Annotated in this window: 15 protein-coding genes; 4 read left to right on the forward strand and 11 right to left on the reverse strand. The window is 68.1% G+C overall.

From position 1 onward, the window contains the following. Positions 1-2: 2 nt before the first annotated feature. The 8 genes from ABUA37_RS06585 to ABUA37_RS06620 form a co-directional block, all read right to left on the reverse strand. Positions 3-431, reverse strand: a complete 429-nt coding sequence (locus ABUA37_RS06585; protein ID WP_349898326.1) for a hypothetical protein — start codon at positions 429-431, stop codon at positions 3-5. 27 nt (positions 432-458) lie between these two features. Beyond that, positions 459-656, reverse strand: coding sequence for a hypothetical protein (locus ABUA37_RS06590; RefSeq protein WP_349898327.1), 198 nt, complete (start codon positions 654-656; stop codon positions 459-461). 30 nt (positions 657-686) lie between these two features. Continuing rightward, positions 687-1,385 (reverse strand): lysoplasmalogenase, encoded by a 699-nt coding sequence (locus tag ABUA37_RS06595; RefSeq protein ID WP_349898328.1) that lies wholly within the window; start codon positions 1,383-1,385, stop codon positions 687-689. Between the two features lie 129 nt (positions 1,386-1,514). After that, complete coding sequence (gene rpsO, locus ABUA37_RS06600) at positions 1,515-1,784, reverse strand: 30S ribosomal protein S15 (protein WP_130980531.1); 270 nt, start codon at positions 1,782-1,784, stop codon at positions 1,515-1,517. 118 nt (positions 1,785-1,902) lie between these two features. After that, complete coding sequence (locus ABUA37_RS06605; RefSeq protein ID WP_349898329.1) at positions 1,903-2,334, reverse strand: hypothetical protein; 432 nt, start codon at positions 2,332-2,334, stop codon at positions 1,903-1,905. Positions 2,335-2,494: 160 nt separating this feature from the next. Further along, the gene (locus tag ABUA37_RS06610; protein WP_349898330.1) at positions 2,495-3,313 is read right to left on the reverse strand and encodes a hypothetical protein; all 819 of its coding nucleotides are present in this window, start codon (positions 3,311-3,313) and stop codon (positions 2,495-2,497) included. Positions 3,314-3,466: 153 nt separating this feature from the next. Further along, the gene (locus ABUA37_RS06615; RefSeq protein ID WP_349898331.1) at positions 3,467-4,315 is read right to left on the reverse strand and encodes an aldo/keto reductase; all 849 of its coding nucleotides are present in this window, start codon (positions 4,313-4,315) and stop codon (positions 3,467-3,469) included. Positions 4,316-4,337: 22 nt separating this feature from the next. Continuing rightward, a complete protein-coding gene (locus ABUA37_RS06620) occupies positions 4,338-5,105 on the reverse strand; it encodes a dienelactone hydrolase family protein (protein WP_349898332.1) in 768 nt (255 codons plus the stop codon). A 90-nt stretch (positions 5,106-5,195) separates the two neighbouring features. Between ABUA37_RS06620 and ABUA37_RS06625 the strand changes: the two genes are divergently transcribed. The 3 genes from ABUA37_RS06625 (at position 5,196) to ABUA37_RS06635 (ending at position 7,466) form a co-directional block, all read left to right on the forward strand. Further along, entirely contained in the window at positions 5,196-6,077 is an 882-nt protein-coding gene (locus ABUA37_RS06625; RefSeq protein WP_349898333.1) for a metallophosphoesterase, read from the forward strand. Positions 6,078-6,150: 73 nt separating this feature from the next. Beyond that, positions 6,151-7,206, forward strand: coding sequence for a M4 family metallopeptidase (locus ABUA37_RS06630; protein ID WP_349898334.1), 1,056 nt, complete (start codon positions 6,151-6,153; stop codon positions 7,204-7,206). Beyond that, positions 7,203-7,466 (forward strand): protealysin inhibitor emfourin, encoded by a 264-nt coding sequence (locus tag ABUA37_RS06635; protein ID WP_349898335.1) that lies wholly within the window; start codon positions 7,203-7,205, stop codon positions 7,464-7,466. Before ABUA37_RS06630 ends, ABUA37_RS06635 begins: the two co-directional genes overlap by 4 nt. A gap of 9 nt (positions 7,467-7,475) precedes the next feature. Here the strand turns inward: ABUA37_RS06635 and ABUA37_RS06640 are convergent, their stop codons facing one another. Next, positions 7,476-8,348: a nuclease-related domain-containing protein gene (locus ABUA37_RS06640; RefSeq protein WP_349898337.1), complete on the reverse strand. Its 873-nt coding sequence runs from the start codon at positions 8,346-8,348 to the stop codon at positions 7,476-7,478. A 237-nt stretch (positions 8,349-8,585) separates the two neighbouring features. After that, a complete protein-coding gene (locus ABUA37_RS06645; protein ID WP_349898338.1) occupies positions 8,586-9,779 on the reverse strand; it encodes an acyl-CoA dehydrogenase family protein in 1,194 nt (397 codons plus the stop codon). Between the two features lie 38 nt (positions 9,780-9,817). Between ABUA37_RS06645 and ABUA37_RS06650 the strand changes: the two genes are divergently transcribed. Beyond that, positions 9,818-11,128, forward strand: a complete 1,311-nt coding sequence (locus ABUA37_RS06650) for an MFS transporter (RefSeq protein WP_349898339.1) — start codon at positions 9,818-9,820, stop codon at positions 11,126-11,128. Between the two features lie 11 nt (positions 11,129-11,139). On the opposite strand, the gene ABUA37_RS06655 is transcribed toward ABUA37_RS06650, so the two are convergent. After that, positions 11,140-13,407, reverse strand: a complete 2,268-nt coding sequence (locus ABUA37_RS06655; protein ID WP_455430379.1) for a HelD family protein — start codon at positions 13,405-13,407, stop codon at positions 11,140-11,142. Positions 13,408-13,426: the final 19 nt, after the last annotated feature.

Consider the following 13,426-nt stretch of genomic DNA (forward strand, 5'->3'; position numbering starts at 1 on the left):
TGTCAGCGGGTGAGGCCCATCAGCAGGACCACGCGCAGCCCGTTGCGAGTCGTGACGATCTCGGCCGGGATCCGCGTCGAGCGGCCCGCGTCGTCGAGCCGCGCGAGCGTCTGGATGACGAGCGGTTCGAGGCCGCGGGGTACGTAGCCGACGATCGCCGACATCCGGCTCTCGGCGAAGAAACGAGCGGGCATCGGGGCGTCCGTGCGCTCTTCCTCGGTCGTGCGCTTGGCGAAGAAGATCTCGCTCTCGGCGCCGGCGAGATCCCGGATGCGCCGGATCTCGTCCTGGAAGGGGTCACTGCCCGCGAGCTGCATGGTGACGCGCTTGTTCTTGGGAACCAGGTTGTAGTTGTACTGGTTGAAGTTGCCCGTTCCGGCATCCGTCTTCGGGTACTCGCTGGACTCGGGCGCACGGCTGAAGAGGTTCACGGTAGCCAGACTACGAGATCGAAGGCGCTAGTTCGTCTTGCGCCACCTGAGATAGAAGCCCCAGAGGTAACTGGCGAACAGCGCAACGACGCCGAGCAGCAGCACGCCGCGGAACAGGAAGCTCAGCAGCCCGAGGTGCAGCACGAAACCCGCGATCGCGAACAGCACGATGAAGATGAAGATCACGGTGCGGATGCGGGAGAGCCGCTTGAGCGGGTTGGCCATGGCCCCAGCCTATGGGCACGGCGTTCCGGCTCAGTGCGCTGCGGCAGTCGGCGTCTCGACGGTAATCACGGACAGCGTCGACCGCGCGGACCACGCCCAGCGCAGCACGCCGAAGGCGATGAGTCCCTGGGCAAGCAGATAGCTCAGCATGATCAGGAAGTCGGACTGCCAGAGCGCGAAACCCGGCAGGAATTTTGCGAGCCCGAGAAGACTGTCGGACACCACGAAGAGTGCTCCGCCCACGGCTATCCAGCGGTTGCAGTGGAGCGCCAGCGCCCCCATCGAACCGAGCACGACGCCGTAGGCGATGACCGGGATCAGGAGAGAGCCCAGGTGCGGTGCGAGCAGCACCACGAAGGCGGCGAGCCAGACGGCGTATACGAGTGCGAGCGCGCGGGGCCGCCACATCCGGAGCCTGCGGAAGAACAGCGTGACGTACGCCAGGTGCGCGAGCAGAAAGAAGCCGAGCCCGAGGATGAAGCCGAGATCGTCTGGCGACGCGAGCGCGACATCACCGAGCCACGACAGCAGGATGCCGAGCGAGCCGAGGCGAGCGACCTCGCCGCGTGCTCGCGGCAGGCAGAACAGGAACGCCACGAAGAGGAGCACCATGAGCACAGGCTTCGTGAAGTCGCCGATCGCGTCCGCGCCGCTCACGAGGGCGATGAGATGGATGACGCTCACGAGCAGGTACGGCGCAAACATCGTGAGGGTGCGGGCCTTGTTCATGCCTAGACCCTATGGGAGCGGGTGCCCGCGTCACGGGAGGCGGCGGCACGAGAACCGGAAACGTGAAACGGGCCGCCACCTCAAAGGTGACGGCCCGTTTGCCAGGAGTTCGTTATCGACGCGATGCCGCTATCGACGCAGTCCGAGGCGCTCGATCAACGCGCGGTAGCGGTTGATGTCGACGTCGGAGAGGTAACCAAGCAGGCGACGACGCTGGCCCACCAGCAGCAGCAGACCACGACGTGAGTGGTGGTCGTGCTTGTGCTCCTTGAGGTGCTCGGTGAGGTCCTTGATGCGTGCGGTCAGCATTGCGACCTGCACTTCGGGGCTCCCGGTGTCACCTGGGTGAGTTGCGTACTCGTCGATGATCGCTTTCTTGGCATCTGGTGCTAATGGCATAGATGGCCCCTTTCCCTCGTTGCGCGGTGCCCGTCACAGAATGTGCGAGCTCTCTTTATCCGCGGCCGTTTGACGGCAACCTTGTGAGTTTAGCACCGCTGGAGGGGGCCGGCCGCCGTCATCGAACGGACGCCAGCCAGAACATCCCCGGCAGGGTGAGGGCGAGACTCCCCAGCAGGAACACCCCGTGCACGAGGCCGAGCACGAGGCCGGTCATGGCCAAGTGGTGCACGAGGGTCAGCGCTCGGTCCGTACTGCGCGCCGCCGCCCCGCCCGTGCCCGCGCGCGAGAAGCGCTTCTGTTCCAGCATCCGTGCCTCGCGCAGTGGGCGAATCGCGCGCAGGCCGCGCGCCCCGTCGACGATCGCCACGCAGACGCTGACGGCGACAAGGGCGAATGAGAGGAGCGCGCCGAGGGGAAAGGGCAGCGCCGCACCGAGCGTGAGCGTCGCCAGGGTGATGACGATCGGCGCCAGGCCGAACAGCACGCTGCGCAGCGCCGCGGTCGTCGCGAGCTCGCGGGAATCTGGCGCAGCTGGGGCTGAGGTCACCACTCCACGGTATCAACGCGGCCGAGCCCGACACCGTGACGACCCCGCGGTCTCCCCCGAGTGAAGAGTTTGCGCCCTGGCCCTTGCACGGAAGGGCGCAAACCCTTTCCCGGGGGGATCATTTCCGCCGCTGGGCGGAATGCTCTGCTCGTACTCCCTTTCAGGAGATCCCCACCAACGCGAGCAGCGAATCTGAGAAGGCCACGGCCGCCACGGCCGCGCCGCCAGTGAACACCGAGAGTGTGAGATAGAGCCAAGTGCGGGCGCGGCGGTGAGCGTCGTCGACCTCGCGGCGGAGCCGGTCGAATCTCTGGGCGTGCCGCTCGGCATCGTGGCTCGCCTCGACGCTGCATCGCCAGGTGCCCGGCAGTGCGGCCACGGTCGAGAGGTACTCGATCGTGTCGTCGGAGAGGACCCTGGGAAGCCCGGCGAACCATCGCGCGACCCTGGCCGATTCGGTGACGGCGACATCCGGGGCGTGCAGGGAAAGCGAGCGCGGTTCGATCACGACGATGACCGGCGTCACCTCGATGTGCGTGCCCGCGATGTCGCTGAACTGCAGTGACACGTCGGCCGCATCGCGCTTGGCCGCGGCGACGCAACCGCTCTTGCGGCCGTTGACCAGGAATCTGGCACCGCCGACGCGCACCCGCTTTGCCGGGAAGCTCCTGGTGGTCACCGTGAAGATTCCGGGAGGGCCGATGATGAGGTGGTCCGGGCCGTCAGCGGCGATCGTCTCGAGCACAGTGAATTCGGCGCCCAGCCGCGAGTACACGGTGGCGGCGCGAGCTCCGCTGAGCGCGGCGTGATAGTCGGCGCGAGCCTCCCTGTGCAGCGGGCTCACACCGAACAGGCGCGCGACGGCACCACGCTGTCGTGCCTTCAGCTGGGCACGCAGACATTCTTCGAGCACGGATGATTCCGGGCCGCGGGTGGACAGTCCTGGCGCGAATACTCCGTGGGTTGCAATTCCAGTCATTGCTCTCCCCGGGTTCGGATTCCCCGAGCGTACGCCCGCGCTAGCGGGGCAAAAAGCCCCCAAAGGGGTGCGTAGAACGCTTCGACGGGCTCAGTGGCGCTTCGACGGGCTCAGCGAACGTATGCGCTTCGGCGGGCTCAGCTGACGCGCGGGTCAGAACTCTTCATGCGTCTCCGGGTCGCCATCCCACAGGCGCCCGGACTCGAGCGCGGAGATCGCCGCGACCTCGTCGTCGCTGCGTTCAAAGCCGAAGACATCGAGGTTCTCGCGCTGCCTGTCGACATCACCGGACTTCGGGATGGGAACGGCGCCCAGCTGCACGTGCCAGCGCAGCACGACCTGGGTCGGCGTGACACCGTGCGCCTCAGCCGCCGCGGTCACCGCAGACTCGCCCGTGACCGAGTTGCTCTTGGCGAGCGGGCTCCAGCTCTGCGTGACGATGCCGTGCTCCTCGTGAAAGGCGCGCAGCTTCGCCTGCGGAAAGCGCGGATGCAGCTCGACCTGATTGACCGCCGGGGTAACGCCCGTCTCACGGCTCAGCCTCGTGAGGTACTCCTCGGTGAAGTTGCTGACGCCGATGGATCGCACCCGACCCGCTTCGCGCAACGCGATCATCGCCTGCCAGGACTCGACATACTTCCCCACCTTCGGCAGGGGCCAGTGGATGAGGTACAGGTCGACGTAGTCGAGGCCGAGGTTCTCGCGCGACTCCTCGAAGCTCGCGAGGGTCTCGTCGAAGCCGTGGTGCCGCCCCGGCAGCTTCGTCGTGACGAAGAGTTCCTCGCGCGCAACGCCAGAGCGGCGCACGGCCTCCCTCACCTCGCGCTCGTTCTCGTAGTTGAGGGCGGTGTCGAGAATCCGGTAGCCGGTGCCGATCGCCGCGACCATGGCCTGCGTGCCCGCGTCGCCGCGCAGACCGTAGGTTCCGAGCCCGAGTTTCGGCATCTCGGTGCCGTCGTTGAGCGTGATCGTGGGCGCAGGGGGAACCGTCGCAGCTGTCATGGTTCCAGTCTGCCGGGCGAACTCAGGAACTTGCTGAGGGTTCCGGCGACGGAAGCCGCTCGTCGAGGAAGGTGAGCGTGCGTTGCCAGGCGTCGGCAGCGGCATCCGCATCGTAGGTGGCCGAGTTGCTTTCGTTGAAGAAGGCGTGCCGCGCGCCCTCGTACACGCGCGGGGTGAAGTCGACCCCCGCATCGGCCATCTCCTGCGTCACCCGCGGCAGGGCCTCCATGAGTCGTTCGTCCTGGTCACCGTAGAAGGCGAGGACCGGGCACGAGATCGAGCCGAGTTCCGAGGTCTCCGGCGGCTGTCCGTAGAACGGCACGGCGGCGCGCACCCGGGGGTCGGCCGCGGCGAGCGCAAAGCTGTAGCTGCCGCCGAAGCAGAAGCCGATGACGGCGATGCGGCCGTCGACGCCGGGCTCGGCCGCGACGAGGTCGACGACGCTGCCGAGCGCCTCGACCGCCCAGCGGCCGTATTCCGGCGATCGCGCGGGCGCGAGCTTCTCGCGCATGAGCGGCTGCGCCTCGGTGCGCCTGGCCTCGTCGGAGCTGAAAGTCAGCTCCTGCAACTGCTGCCCTACCTCGGGAACCACCCCAACACCGCTCAGCAGGTCGGGTGCGATCACGAGGTAACCCGCTTCGGCGAGCCGATCGGCAACGCCGCGGATGTGCTCCACGAGTCCCCAGATCTCGTGGATCAGGACGATTCCGCCGCGCGGCGCTCCGGACGGTTCACTGCGGTAGGCGGGCAGCGAGCCATCCGCCGTGTCGATCTCGATTGAGGTTCCCATCGCACGATCCTTTCACCTCGCCGCAGGCGCCGCCCGAAGAAGGGAGCGGCGTTCCCCTGTGAGAGGCAGCGGCGGCGGTATGTTCTCAGGGTGCCAGCGTCCACTCCCCTCAGAATCCTGCACATCTCCGACACCCACCTCTTCGGTGACGACTCGCTTCACTACGGTCGCGTGGACACCTTCGCCGCTCTCGCGAGGGCACTCGACCAGTTCTCGGGTATCGGCGGCCTCGATCTGCTCGTCGCCTCCGGAGACCTCTCCGACGATGGATCACCGCGCTCGTACCAGCGATTGCGCTCGGCGCTGGCGCCCTGGGCCGCCGCCCGCGGCGCGAGCGTGATCTACGCGATGGGCAACCACGACGATCGCCGCAGCTTTCGCCAAGTTCTCGGCAGCGGCCACGAGCCGGATGCCGCGGTCGCGACCCAGGGACCGATCGACGCCGTAAGCACGCTGGGTTCCTGGCGCGTCGTCACCATCGACACCTCGGTGCCCGGAGCAGGCTACGGCGAACTCGGCCGAAGCCAGCTCGATTGGCTGGGCGACGTGCTCTCGGAGCCCGCCGAAGCGGGAACAGTGCTCGTCATGCACCACCCTCCCGTGCCCGCTTCCACCGCTCTGCTGCAGGCGCTCGAGCTCTACAACCCGGAAGACCTGCTCGAGGTCATTCGCGGCTCCGACGTGCGCGTCATCCTCTCCGGCCACTACCACCACGCGCTGAGCGAGACATTCGGCGGGGTGCCCGTCATCGTTGCACCGGGCATCGCCAACGCGACGGACGTGCTCGCTCGCGAGGGCACCGAGCGCGCCGTCGTCGGCTCCGGTGCGGGGCTCGTCACCGTCGGTGGCGACGATGTGCGCTCCATCCCGTTGCGTTCCTATGGCCAGCACGACGGCGAACAGATCTTCCACCTCGATCTCGAGACGGTCGCACAGTTCGTGCAGGAGGCAGGCAGGGTCGACACCCGCTGAGGCCGCCGAGCCGGCCGCTGGGAACTTCCCGTCGGTCGGCGCCGAGGCGCCGACGAAGTGGCAGCATCGAATCATGAAGTGCTGCATCGTTCCGCCGTACCTGCTCGAACGAATCGCCGCCCTGGATGATCCCCGCTTCGAGCATGCCGCCGCCTCGGCGCGGGCGTCGCGGGAGCTCGACGATCCGTTCCGGGGCGTGCGCCTCGGGGCCCGTGCCGACCATCCCAGGACCACGGCGATGGCCCAGGGCGGCGGCGCGCTCGATGGCCCGCATCGCACGATCTTCGACGCGCGGCACAGCGAGACGCTGCCCGGAGTCCGTGTGCGCGGCGAGGGCGAGCCCGCGGGAAGCGATGTGGCCGTCACAGAGTCGTACGACGGCCTCGGCAGCACCCACGAGCTGTATCGCAAGGTCTACCGTCGTGCATCCATCGACGACCACAACCTGCCGCTGCTCGCCACCGTGCACTACGGCCGGGACTACGACAACGCCTTCTGGAACGGCGATCGAATGGTCTTCGGCGACGGCGACGGCACCGTCTTCCAGGGCTTCACCTCCTCGCTCAGCGTCATCGGCCACGAACTGACCCACGGCGTCACCCAGTACACGGCGGGTCTCGAATACCAGGGCCAGTCCGGTGCACTCAACGAGTCGATTTCGGATGTATTCGGCGCGCTGGTCGAGCAGTTCGCGAAGTCGCAGGATGTGAGCGAGGCCAGCTGGCTCATTGGCCAGGGCCTGTTCACCAAGGAGGTGCAGGGCTCGGCGCTGCGTTCGATGAAGGCGCCGGGAACCGCGTACGACGACGATGTGCTCGGCAAGGACCCACAGCCCGCCACGATGAGCGGCTACGTGCAGACGAGCGACGACAACGGCGGCGTGCACCTGAACTCGGGCATCCCGAACCACGCCTTCTACCTCGCGGCCGCGAAGCTGGGCGGCAACGCCTGGGAACGCGCGGGGCAGGTCTGGTACGACACCCTCGTGGGCGGCGAGGTGCCCACCGACTGCGACTTCGCTCGCTTCGCCAAGGCCACGACGGATGCCGCTGCCGCGCGCTACGGAGCGAGCTCGGCCGAACGCGACGCCGTGCACCACGCGTGGACTACCGTGGGCGTCGCGCGATGAAGATCCGCGTGGTGCGCAGCGGCGGCATCGCGGGCCTCAGCAGCCACTGGGAGGTGACGATCGACGACCGCGACGACAGGGAGTCGTGGCTCGCCCTGCTCGACCGGCTGCCGTGGCAGGACGTCTCCACCGAACAGCAGCAACCCGATCGGTACAGCTATCGCATCGAGTGCTCCCGTCACCGCGTCACCCTCCCGGAGCAGCAGCTGACGGGGCCATGGCGCGAGCTCGTCGATCGGGTGCGCGACGCATCCGACTAGCCCCGAACCTCAGCGCCCCAGGTGACCCGGAATCGCGCCGAGGATCGCGAGCGTCGCCAGCGCCGTGGCCGAAACGACGACGAGAATCGTGGCGGCGCCGAACCAGAGCTGGCGCAGCGCACGTGACCGCTCGACGAGGCGCAGGAGACGATCGAGCTCAATGACACCAGAGTCGTCATCCACCTCTCGTGCGTGACCCCAGGTTTCCGGCAACTCTGCGGCCCTCGCGATGCGCTGCACCTCGACGGCGTCGAACACGGCGGGCTGAGCCTCGAGCCACGGAACGAGTTCGGCCGAGGCGAGCACCTCGATGTCCTTGGGCGTGCCGCGCAGGCTGAGCGAAAGGGGTTCGACGAAGACGAGCAGACCCGTGACGACGACGGGCTGCCCCAGCGCCGCGGTCAACCGCCGCTCCGCCCTACCGAGGTCATGCTCCGCCGCACGGATGTGGGCGCGCTTGAGTCCGTCCACGAGCACCGAGCGCCCGGACACCGCGATCGCGAGACCGGGGTGATTGCGAGTGGTGACCGTGAAGACGCCCGCGGGACCGACGAGCAGGTGGTCGAGATCGGCGCCCTCCTGGCCGACGGGCACGGCGTGTAGGACGGTCCAGTCGCTGTCGAGCTGCGCGAGCAGTTCGCCCACGTGCAACTCGCCCACCGCCCCCGCGAAGAACGGTTCACTCTCGGTGCCGATCGGGCTCACGCCGAACAGGCGCGCCCAGACCGACCTCGGCCGCTCGGTGGAGTGGGCGCTCAGAAACTCGCCGATGGCGCGCTGACCGGGAACCCGGGCGCGCAGCGACGCCTCGGCCACCGCAACGGCATCGCCGTCCTCGGCACCGCGTTCGTCCAGGTGCTCCTGCGAAATCTCCTGCGTCATCGCCCCCCACCTCTACCGTCGTGCACCGTGCCATCGTGCACGCGATCCCCTAGTTCAGGATGGCGGCTCCCCCGCCATCGCGCGACCCCCAGAGCGAGGCGCGCCCGCCCGCGAGAAAGCCGGAAGGAAAGGGTTGCGCATCCGCGGGGGAAGGCGCATTCTGGAGGAAGAACAACTCGTCGCCCGGAAGAGCCGCACCAAGTGCCGCACCGGGCGTCGAGTCTTTAAGGCGTGAACTCAGGGGGCGAGGGGGCCGAGCAGCGCCGTCGCCACCGTGGCGTGCGCCGAGTCCTCGTTGCTCGGGTGGAAGCCGCCGGCCAGCACATCCCGATAGAGGCGACCGAGCTCGCTCGACGCCGAATACGCAGAACCGCCAGCCACGCGGATGGCCTGCTCCACCACGAACTTGGCACTGGCGGTCGCGCGAAGCTTGAGTCCCACGAGCGCACGGAACCACTGCGCGCCTCGATCGACCCGATCATCCACGTCTCGGGCAATGGCGTCGAGCTGCGGAAGCACCGCGTCGTGGGAGATCGCGGCGTCGGCGATCTTCCAACGCGTGTCCGGGTCCTGATCCTTGGTCGTGCCCGTCCTCACCGAACCACGGCGCTGAGCGCTCTCGACGGCGAGTTCGAGCGCCCGCTGCCCGATGCCCGTGTACACGGCGGAGACCAGGATATCGAAGTTCGCGAAGATCGCAAAGATCAGCGGGTCGGCGTTCGGCCCCGGGTCGAGCCGGCGGATGATGCGGTCGGCGCGCGCCCGCACGCCATCGAGTCGCGTGCTGTTGCTCTGGCTCGCACGCATCCCCATCGTGTTCCAGTCGTCCAGCACCGTGATTCCGCCCGCATCGCGCTCCACCACGGCGTGCACGAGCTTCGGCGCATCCGCCGAGGTGCTGTCGAGGCCGAACAGGCCGAGCCTCGTCCAGGCGGGCGACAGGCTCGTGAAGATCTTGGTGCCGGTGAACTCGTAGCTTCCGTCGGGCTGCGGGCGCGCATCCGTCTGGCTGCCGAACAGAACGAGATCATTTCCCGCCTCGCTGATGGCGAAGGCGAAGACCTCGCCGGCAGCCGCCTCGCGCAGGATGAACTCCAGCGAGTCGTCGCCTCGGTCACGCAGCGTCTTCGCGATTCCCGTCCACACGAGGTGCATGTTCACGGCGAGCGCCGTCGCCGGCGCCGCCGCCGCGAGCCTGAGCTGTTCGTGGACGACCTGCTGCAGGCTCAGGCCGAACCCGCCGAACTCCACCGGAACGAACGCGCGCAGGTACCCGGCCTCCTTCAGCTCGTCCAGATCCTCGCTGAAAAACGCATTGTCGCGGTCATAGCCCGCCGCTCGATTGTGGATTCTGGTGAGCAGGTCATCGCCGAGAATGCGGTGACGACCGGGCAGGTGACGGTCTGGAGCAGGGGTGTTCTCGGGAGCCATGTCATCCAGCATCCCAGCATGCAGCAGAATTGGGCACAGTGAGCACAGATTCCGAACCGCAGAGCGCCAGGCGCGGCGTCTTCATCGACCTCAGTCCCCTGCGCGAGAGCCCGGCCTTCGCGCGACTCTGGGCAGGCAACGCGATCTCGGGCATCGGCGCGCAGATGACCATCCTCGCGGTGGGACTGCACATCTACGACATCACCGCGTCGACCTTCGCGGTCGCGCTCGTCGGGGCGTTCGCCCTCGTGCCCATGGTGTTCGCGGGCCTCTACGGCGGGATGCTCGCCGATGCCTTCGATCGACGCCTGCTGATGATCATCGCGGCCGTGGTCGCGTGGGGTTCGACCATCGGCCTCGCGACGCTCGCCTGGACGGGCGTCGAGGTCGTCTGGCCGTTCTACCTGCTCACGACGCTCAATGCGGTGGCGGCCACGATGATCGGCACGGTGCGCATGGCGGTGCTCCCCCGAATCCTGCCAGAGCGACTCCTCCCCGCCGCATCCGCGCTGGGTGGCATCAGCTCCGGCCTCATGATCACCGTGGGCCCCGCGCTGGCCGGCATACTCGTCGCGAGCGTGGGTTTCGCGTGGACCTACACCGCCGACGTCGTGCTCTTCCTCGCGGCCTTCCTCGGCATCGTCTCCCTGCCGCGCATCACGCCGGAGGGCGAGATCCACCGACCGGGACTCGAGTCGCTGAAGTACGGCCTGGCGTTCCTGCGCACCGCGCCGAACATCCGGATGTCGTTCATCGTCGACATCATCGCGATGAGCTTCGGGCAGCCGCGAGTGCTGTTCCCGGCTGTCGGCGCGCTCGTGTTGGGCGGCGGCGCGGTCACCGTGGGCATCCTGACCGCGGCCGGCGCGATCGGGGCGCTCCTGTGCAGCCTTCTCTCGGGCAAGGTCGGCCAGGTGAGGCGGCAGGGGCGTGCCATCGGCATCGCGATCGTGATCTACGGCGCGTTCACCGCTGCCTTCGGGCTCGTGCTGCTGATCGCGAGCCTCGCGGCGCGGCCTGCGAGCGAGCCCAATCTGCCCGCGATCATTGTCGCCTCCGTGCTGCTTGCCGGGGCCGGCGCGGCGGACAACGTCAGCTCCATCTACCGCATGACCATGCTGCAGGTCGCCGTGCCCGACAACATGCGCGGTCGCCTGCAGGGAATCTTCACCGTGGTCGTCACCGGGGGCCCGAGGGTCGGCGACATCTACATCGGCGTCGTCGCGGCACTCGGAGCGCTGTGGTTGCCGCCGGTGCTCGGCGGGATCGTCATCATCGTCCTCGTCGCGACCCTCGTGCGCTGGCAGCGCAGCTTCTTGCACTACGACGCGCTGCACCCGAGGCCGTAGCGGCCGCCGGTTCAGAGACCGGTCGGGAGTTCACCGTCCGCGATGAGGGTGAGTCGCTGCGTCGGCCTTGTCATGGCCACGTAGAGTGCCGCGGCGCCCCGCTGGCTCGAGGCGATTCCGGCCGGGTCGACCAGTACGACCGCGTCGAACTCCAGCCCCTTCGACTCTTGCGGGCTCAGCACGACGATCGCCTTCGCGAGGCCTTCGGCACCGAGACCGACGAGGGTGCCGAACTCCGGTGCGAGGCGGTCGTAGAGCTCCGCGAGTCGCTCCGGGCCGGCGATGACCGCGAGCGTGCCCGTGTCGTCGATCGCACGATCGTCTCGCACCGCCTGCACGACATCCGTCTTGACCACCACGGGCCACTCGCTCTCGCGCACCGACTTCGCCGGCGTCACCGGGAGGCCGTGCGCAATCGCCATGTCCTCCGCCGCAGCCGCGATCTGGCTGGGCGTGCGGTAGTTGACGGTGAGCTCCTCAAGCCTCCAGCGCTCGCCCTCGGGCGAGCTGCCGATGAGCGGCTCGAGCGCGACGCGCCAGTTCGGTGCGGCGGAGGCAGAAGCGGCCTGCGCGATGTCTCCCACGATCGTGAACGAGCGCAACGGGCCGCGGCGCAACAGCATGCGCCACTGCATCGGTGAGAGTTCCTGCGCCTCGTCGACGACGATGTGACCGTAGGTCCAGCTGCGGTCGGCAGCGGCTCGCTCGGCCGTGCTGAGCCGATCGCCGAGCTCCGCAAAGTTGTCCGCGAGCGTCTGCGCGTTCACGAGGCCGCCGACCTGCATGTTCTCGATTGCGTGCTCCGCGTTGTCGATGTCCCGCTTGCGCTGCAGTTTCTCTTCGCGCTTCTTCGCGGCATCCACCAGGTCGTACTCGCCGAGGTGTTCTGCGGCCTCGTCGAGCAGCGGAATGTCGGAGACCGTGAGCGGTGCATCGCGGTCGCGGCGCAGCAGCGCACGCCGCTCAGGACTCCAGTCGGGGGTGAGTTCTGCCAGCCACTGTGGCCGCGCGTAGAGGTCGCGCAGGAGCTTCTCCGGCGTGAGCGGCAGCCAGGCGGTGTTGAGCGCCACCCGCACGTCGTGCGCGGTGCGGAGGTCTTCCCGCAGCATCGGATAGTCGCTCTCGTCGAGCGAGTTGCCGGCGTCTCGAAGTTGCTCGGCCCAGCGTCGCGTGAGCTGGTTGAGCGCACTCTTGACGAAGGTCACGCGAGCCTCGTTGTGCGGCTTGCCGGTCTCTCGGGCCTTCTGCACGGCACTTGCGATCACGTGCGGATCGAGACGGAGGCGATCGCCATTGATGTCGAGCTCCTGCACCTCGGCAGGCACGCGCTGCCGCGAGCGCACGGCACGAGCGACGAGGTCGACCATGGCGGTGCTGCCCTTGAGCGCGGCCATGGCCGGCGCGTCCTCGGCGCTCGTGTCGACGCCGGGGAACAGCTGTCCGACGCTCGCGAGCACGACGCCGGTCTCGCCGAGAGAGGGCAGCACCGACTCGATGTACTGCAGGAACGATCGGGATGGCCCGACGATGAGCACGCCGGAATTGCGCAGCCGATCGCGGTGCGAATACAGCAGGTACGCCGCACGGTGAAGCGCGACCGCGGTCTTGCCCGTTCCGGGGCCACCCTGCACCACGAGCACGCCGCCGAGATCGGAGCGGATGATGCGATCCTGCTCGGCCTGGATCGTGGCGACGATGTCGGACATCCGCCCGGTTCTCTGCGCGGTGAGCGCCGCCAGCAGCGCCCCCTCGCCCTGCAGCGTCGAGGCGTCGGCGTCGAGCAGTTCGGGGTCGAAGATGTCGTCTTCGACACGGATGATGTCGCGGCCCTTCGAGATCAGGTGCCGCCTCGCGCGCGCGCCGAGCGGAGTCGCGGCGGTGGCCTGGTAGAACGCGCTCGCCTGCGGAACACGCCAGTCGAGCAGAATCGGCTGCAGGTTCTCGTCGCGCAGTCCTATGCGACCGATGTAGCGCAGCGCCGACTCGTCGCTGTGCTCCCCGTCGCTCGTGACTTCGGGGGCAAATTCGATGCGGCCGAAAGCGAGGCGTTCGTTGACCTCGCGCAACTGCACGATGCGGTCCTCGTACATCCTGGCGAAGGTGTCGCGCTCTGAGCGGCTCTGGTGGTTGCCGCCGACGTCGAGTTTTCGCACGGCGGCGAGCTGGTCTTCCGCCTCCGCCTGCAACTGGTCGAGCCGGGCGTAGAGTCCTCGGACGTACTCACGCTCATGAAGTAGTTCTGCGTCGCTCACGTATTGATGTCCCTTGAATTCCGGCATTCAAGTTTAGTCGCCGGAA

The organism is Parafrigoribacterium soli (genome assembly GCF_040227235.1).
Classification (GTDB): domain Bacteria; phylum Actinomycetota; class Actinomycetes; order Actinomycetales; family Microbacteriaceae; genus Parafrigoribacterium_A; species Parafrigoribacterium_A soli.

Bases quoted from the DNA above. Each gene is read 5' to 3' on its own strand.
- ABUA37_RS06590 (WP_349898327.1), bottom strand. From the start codon at position 656: ATGGCCAACCCGCTCAAGCGGCTCTCCCGCATCCGCACCGTGATCTTC.
- ABUA37_RS06595 (WP_349898328.1), bottom strand. From the start codon at position 1,385: ATGAACAAGGCCCGCACCCTCACGATGTTTGCGCCGTACCTGCTCGTG.
- rpsO (WP_130980531.1), bottom strand. From the start codon at position 1,784: ATGCCATTAGCACCAGATGCCAAGAAAGCGATCATCGACGAGTACGCA.
- ABUA37_RS06610 (WP_349898330.1), bottom strand. From the start codon at position 3,313: ATGACTGGAATTGCAACCCACGGAGTATTCGCGCCAGGACTGTCCACC.
- ABUA37_RS06615 (WP_349898331.1), bottom strand. From the start codon at position 4,315: ATGACAGCTGCGACGGTTCCCCCTGCGCCCACGATCACGCTCAACGAC.
- ABUA37_RS06620 (WP_349898332.1), bottom strand. From the start codon at position 5,105: ATGGGAACCTCAATCGAGATCGACACGGCGGATGGCTCGCTGCCCGCC.
- ABUA37_RS06630 (WP_349898334.1), top strand. From the start codon at position 6,151: ATGAAGTGCTGCATCGTTCCGCCGTACCTGCTCGAACGAATCGCCGCC.
- ABUA37_RS06635 (WP_349898335.1), top strand. From the start codon at position 7,203: ATGAAGATCCGCGTGGTGCGCAGCGGCGGCATCGCGGGCCTCAGCAGC.
- ABUA37_RS06640 (WP_349898337.1), bottom strand. From the start codon at position 8,348: ATGACGCAGGAGATTTCGCAGGAGCACCTGGACGAACGCGGTGCCGAG.
- ABUA37_RS06645 (WP_349898338.1), bottom strand. From the start codon at position 9,779: ATGGCTCCCGAGAACACCCCTGCTCCAGACCGTCACCTGCCCGGTCGT.
- ABUA37_RS06655 (WP_455430379.1), bottom strand. From the start codon at position 13,407: ATGCCGGAATTCAAGGGACATCAATACGTGAGCGACGCAGAACTACTT.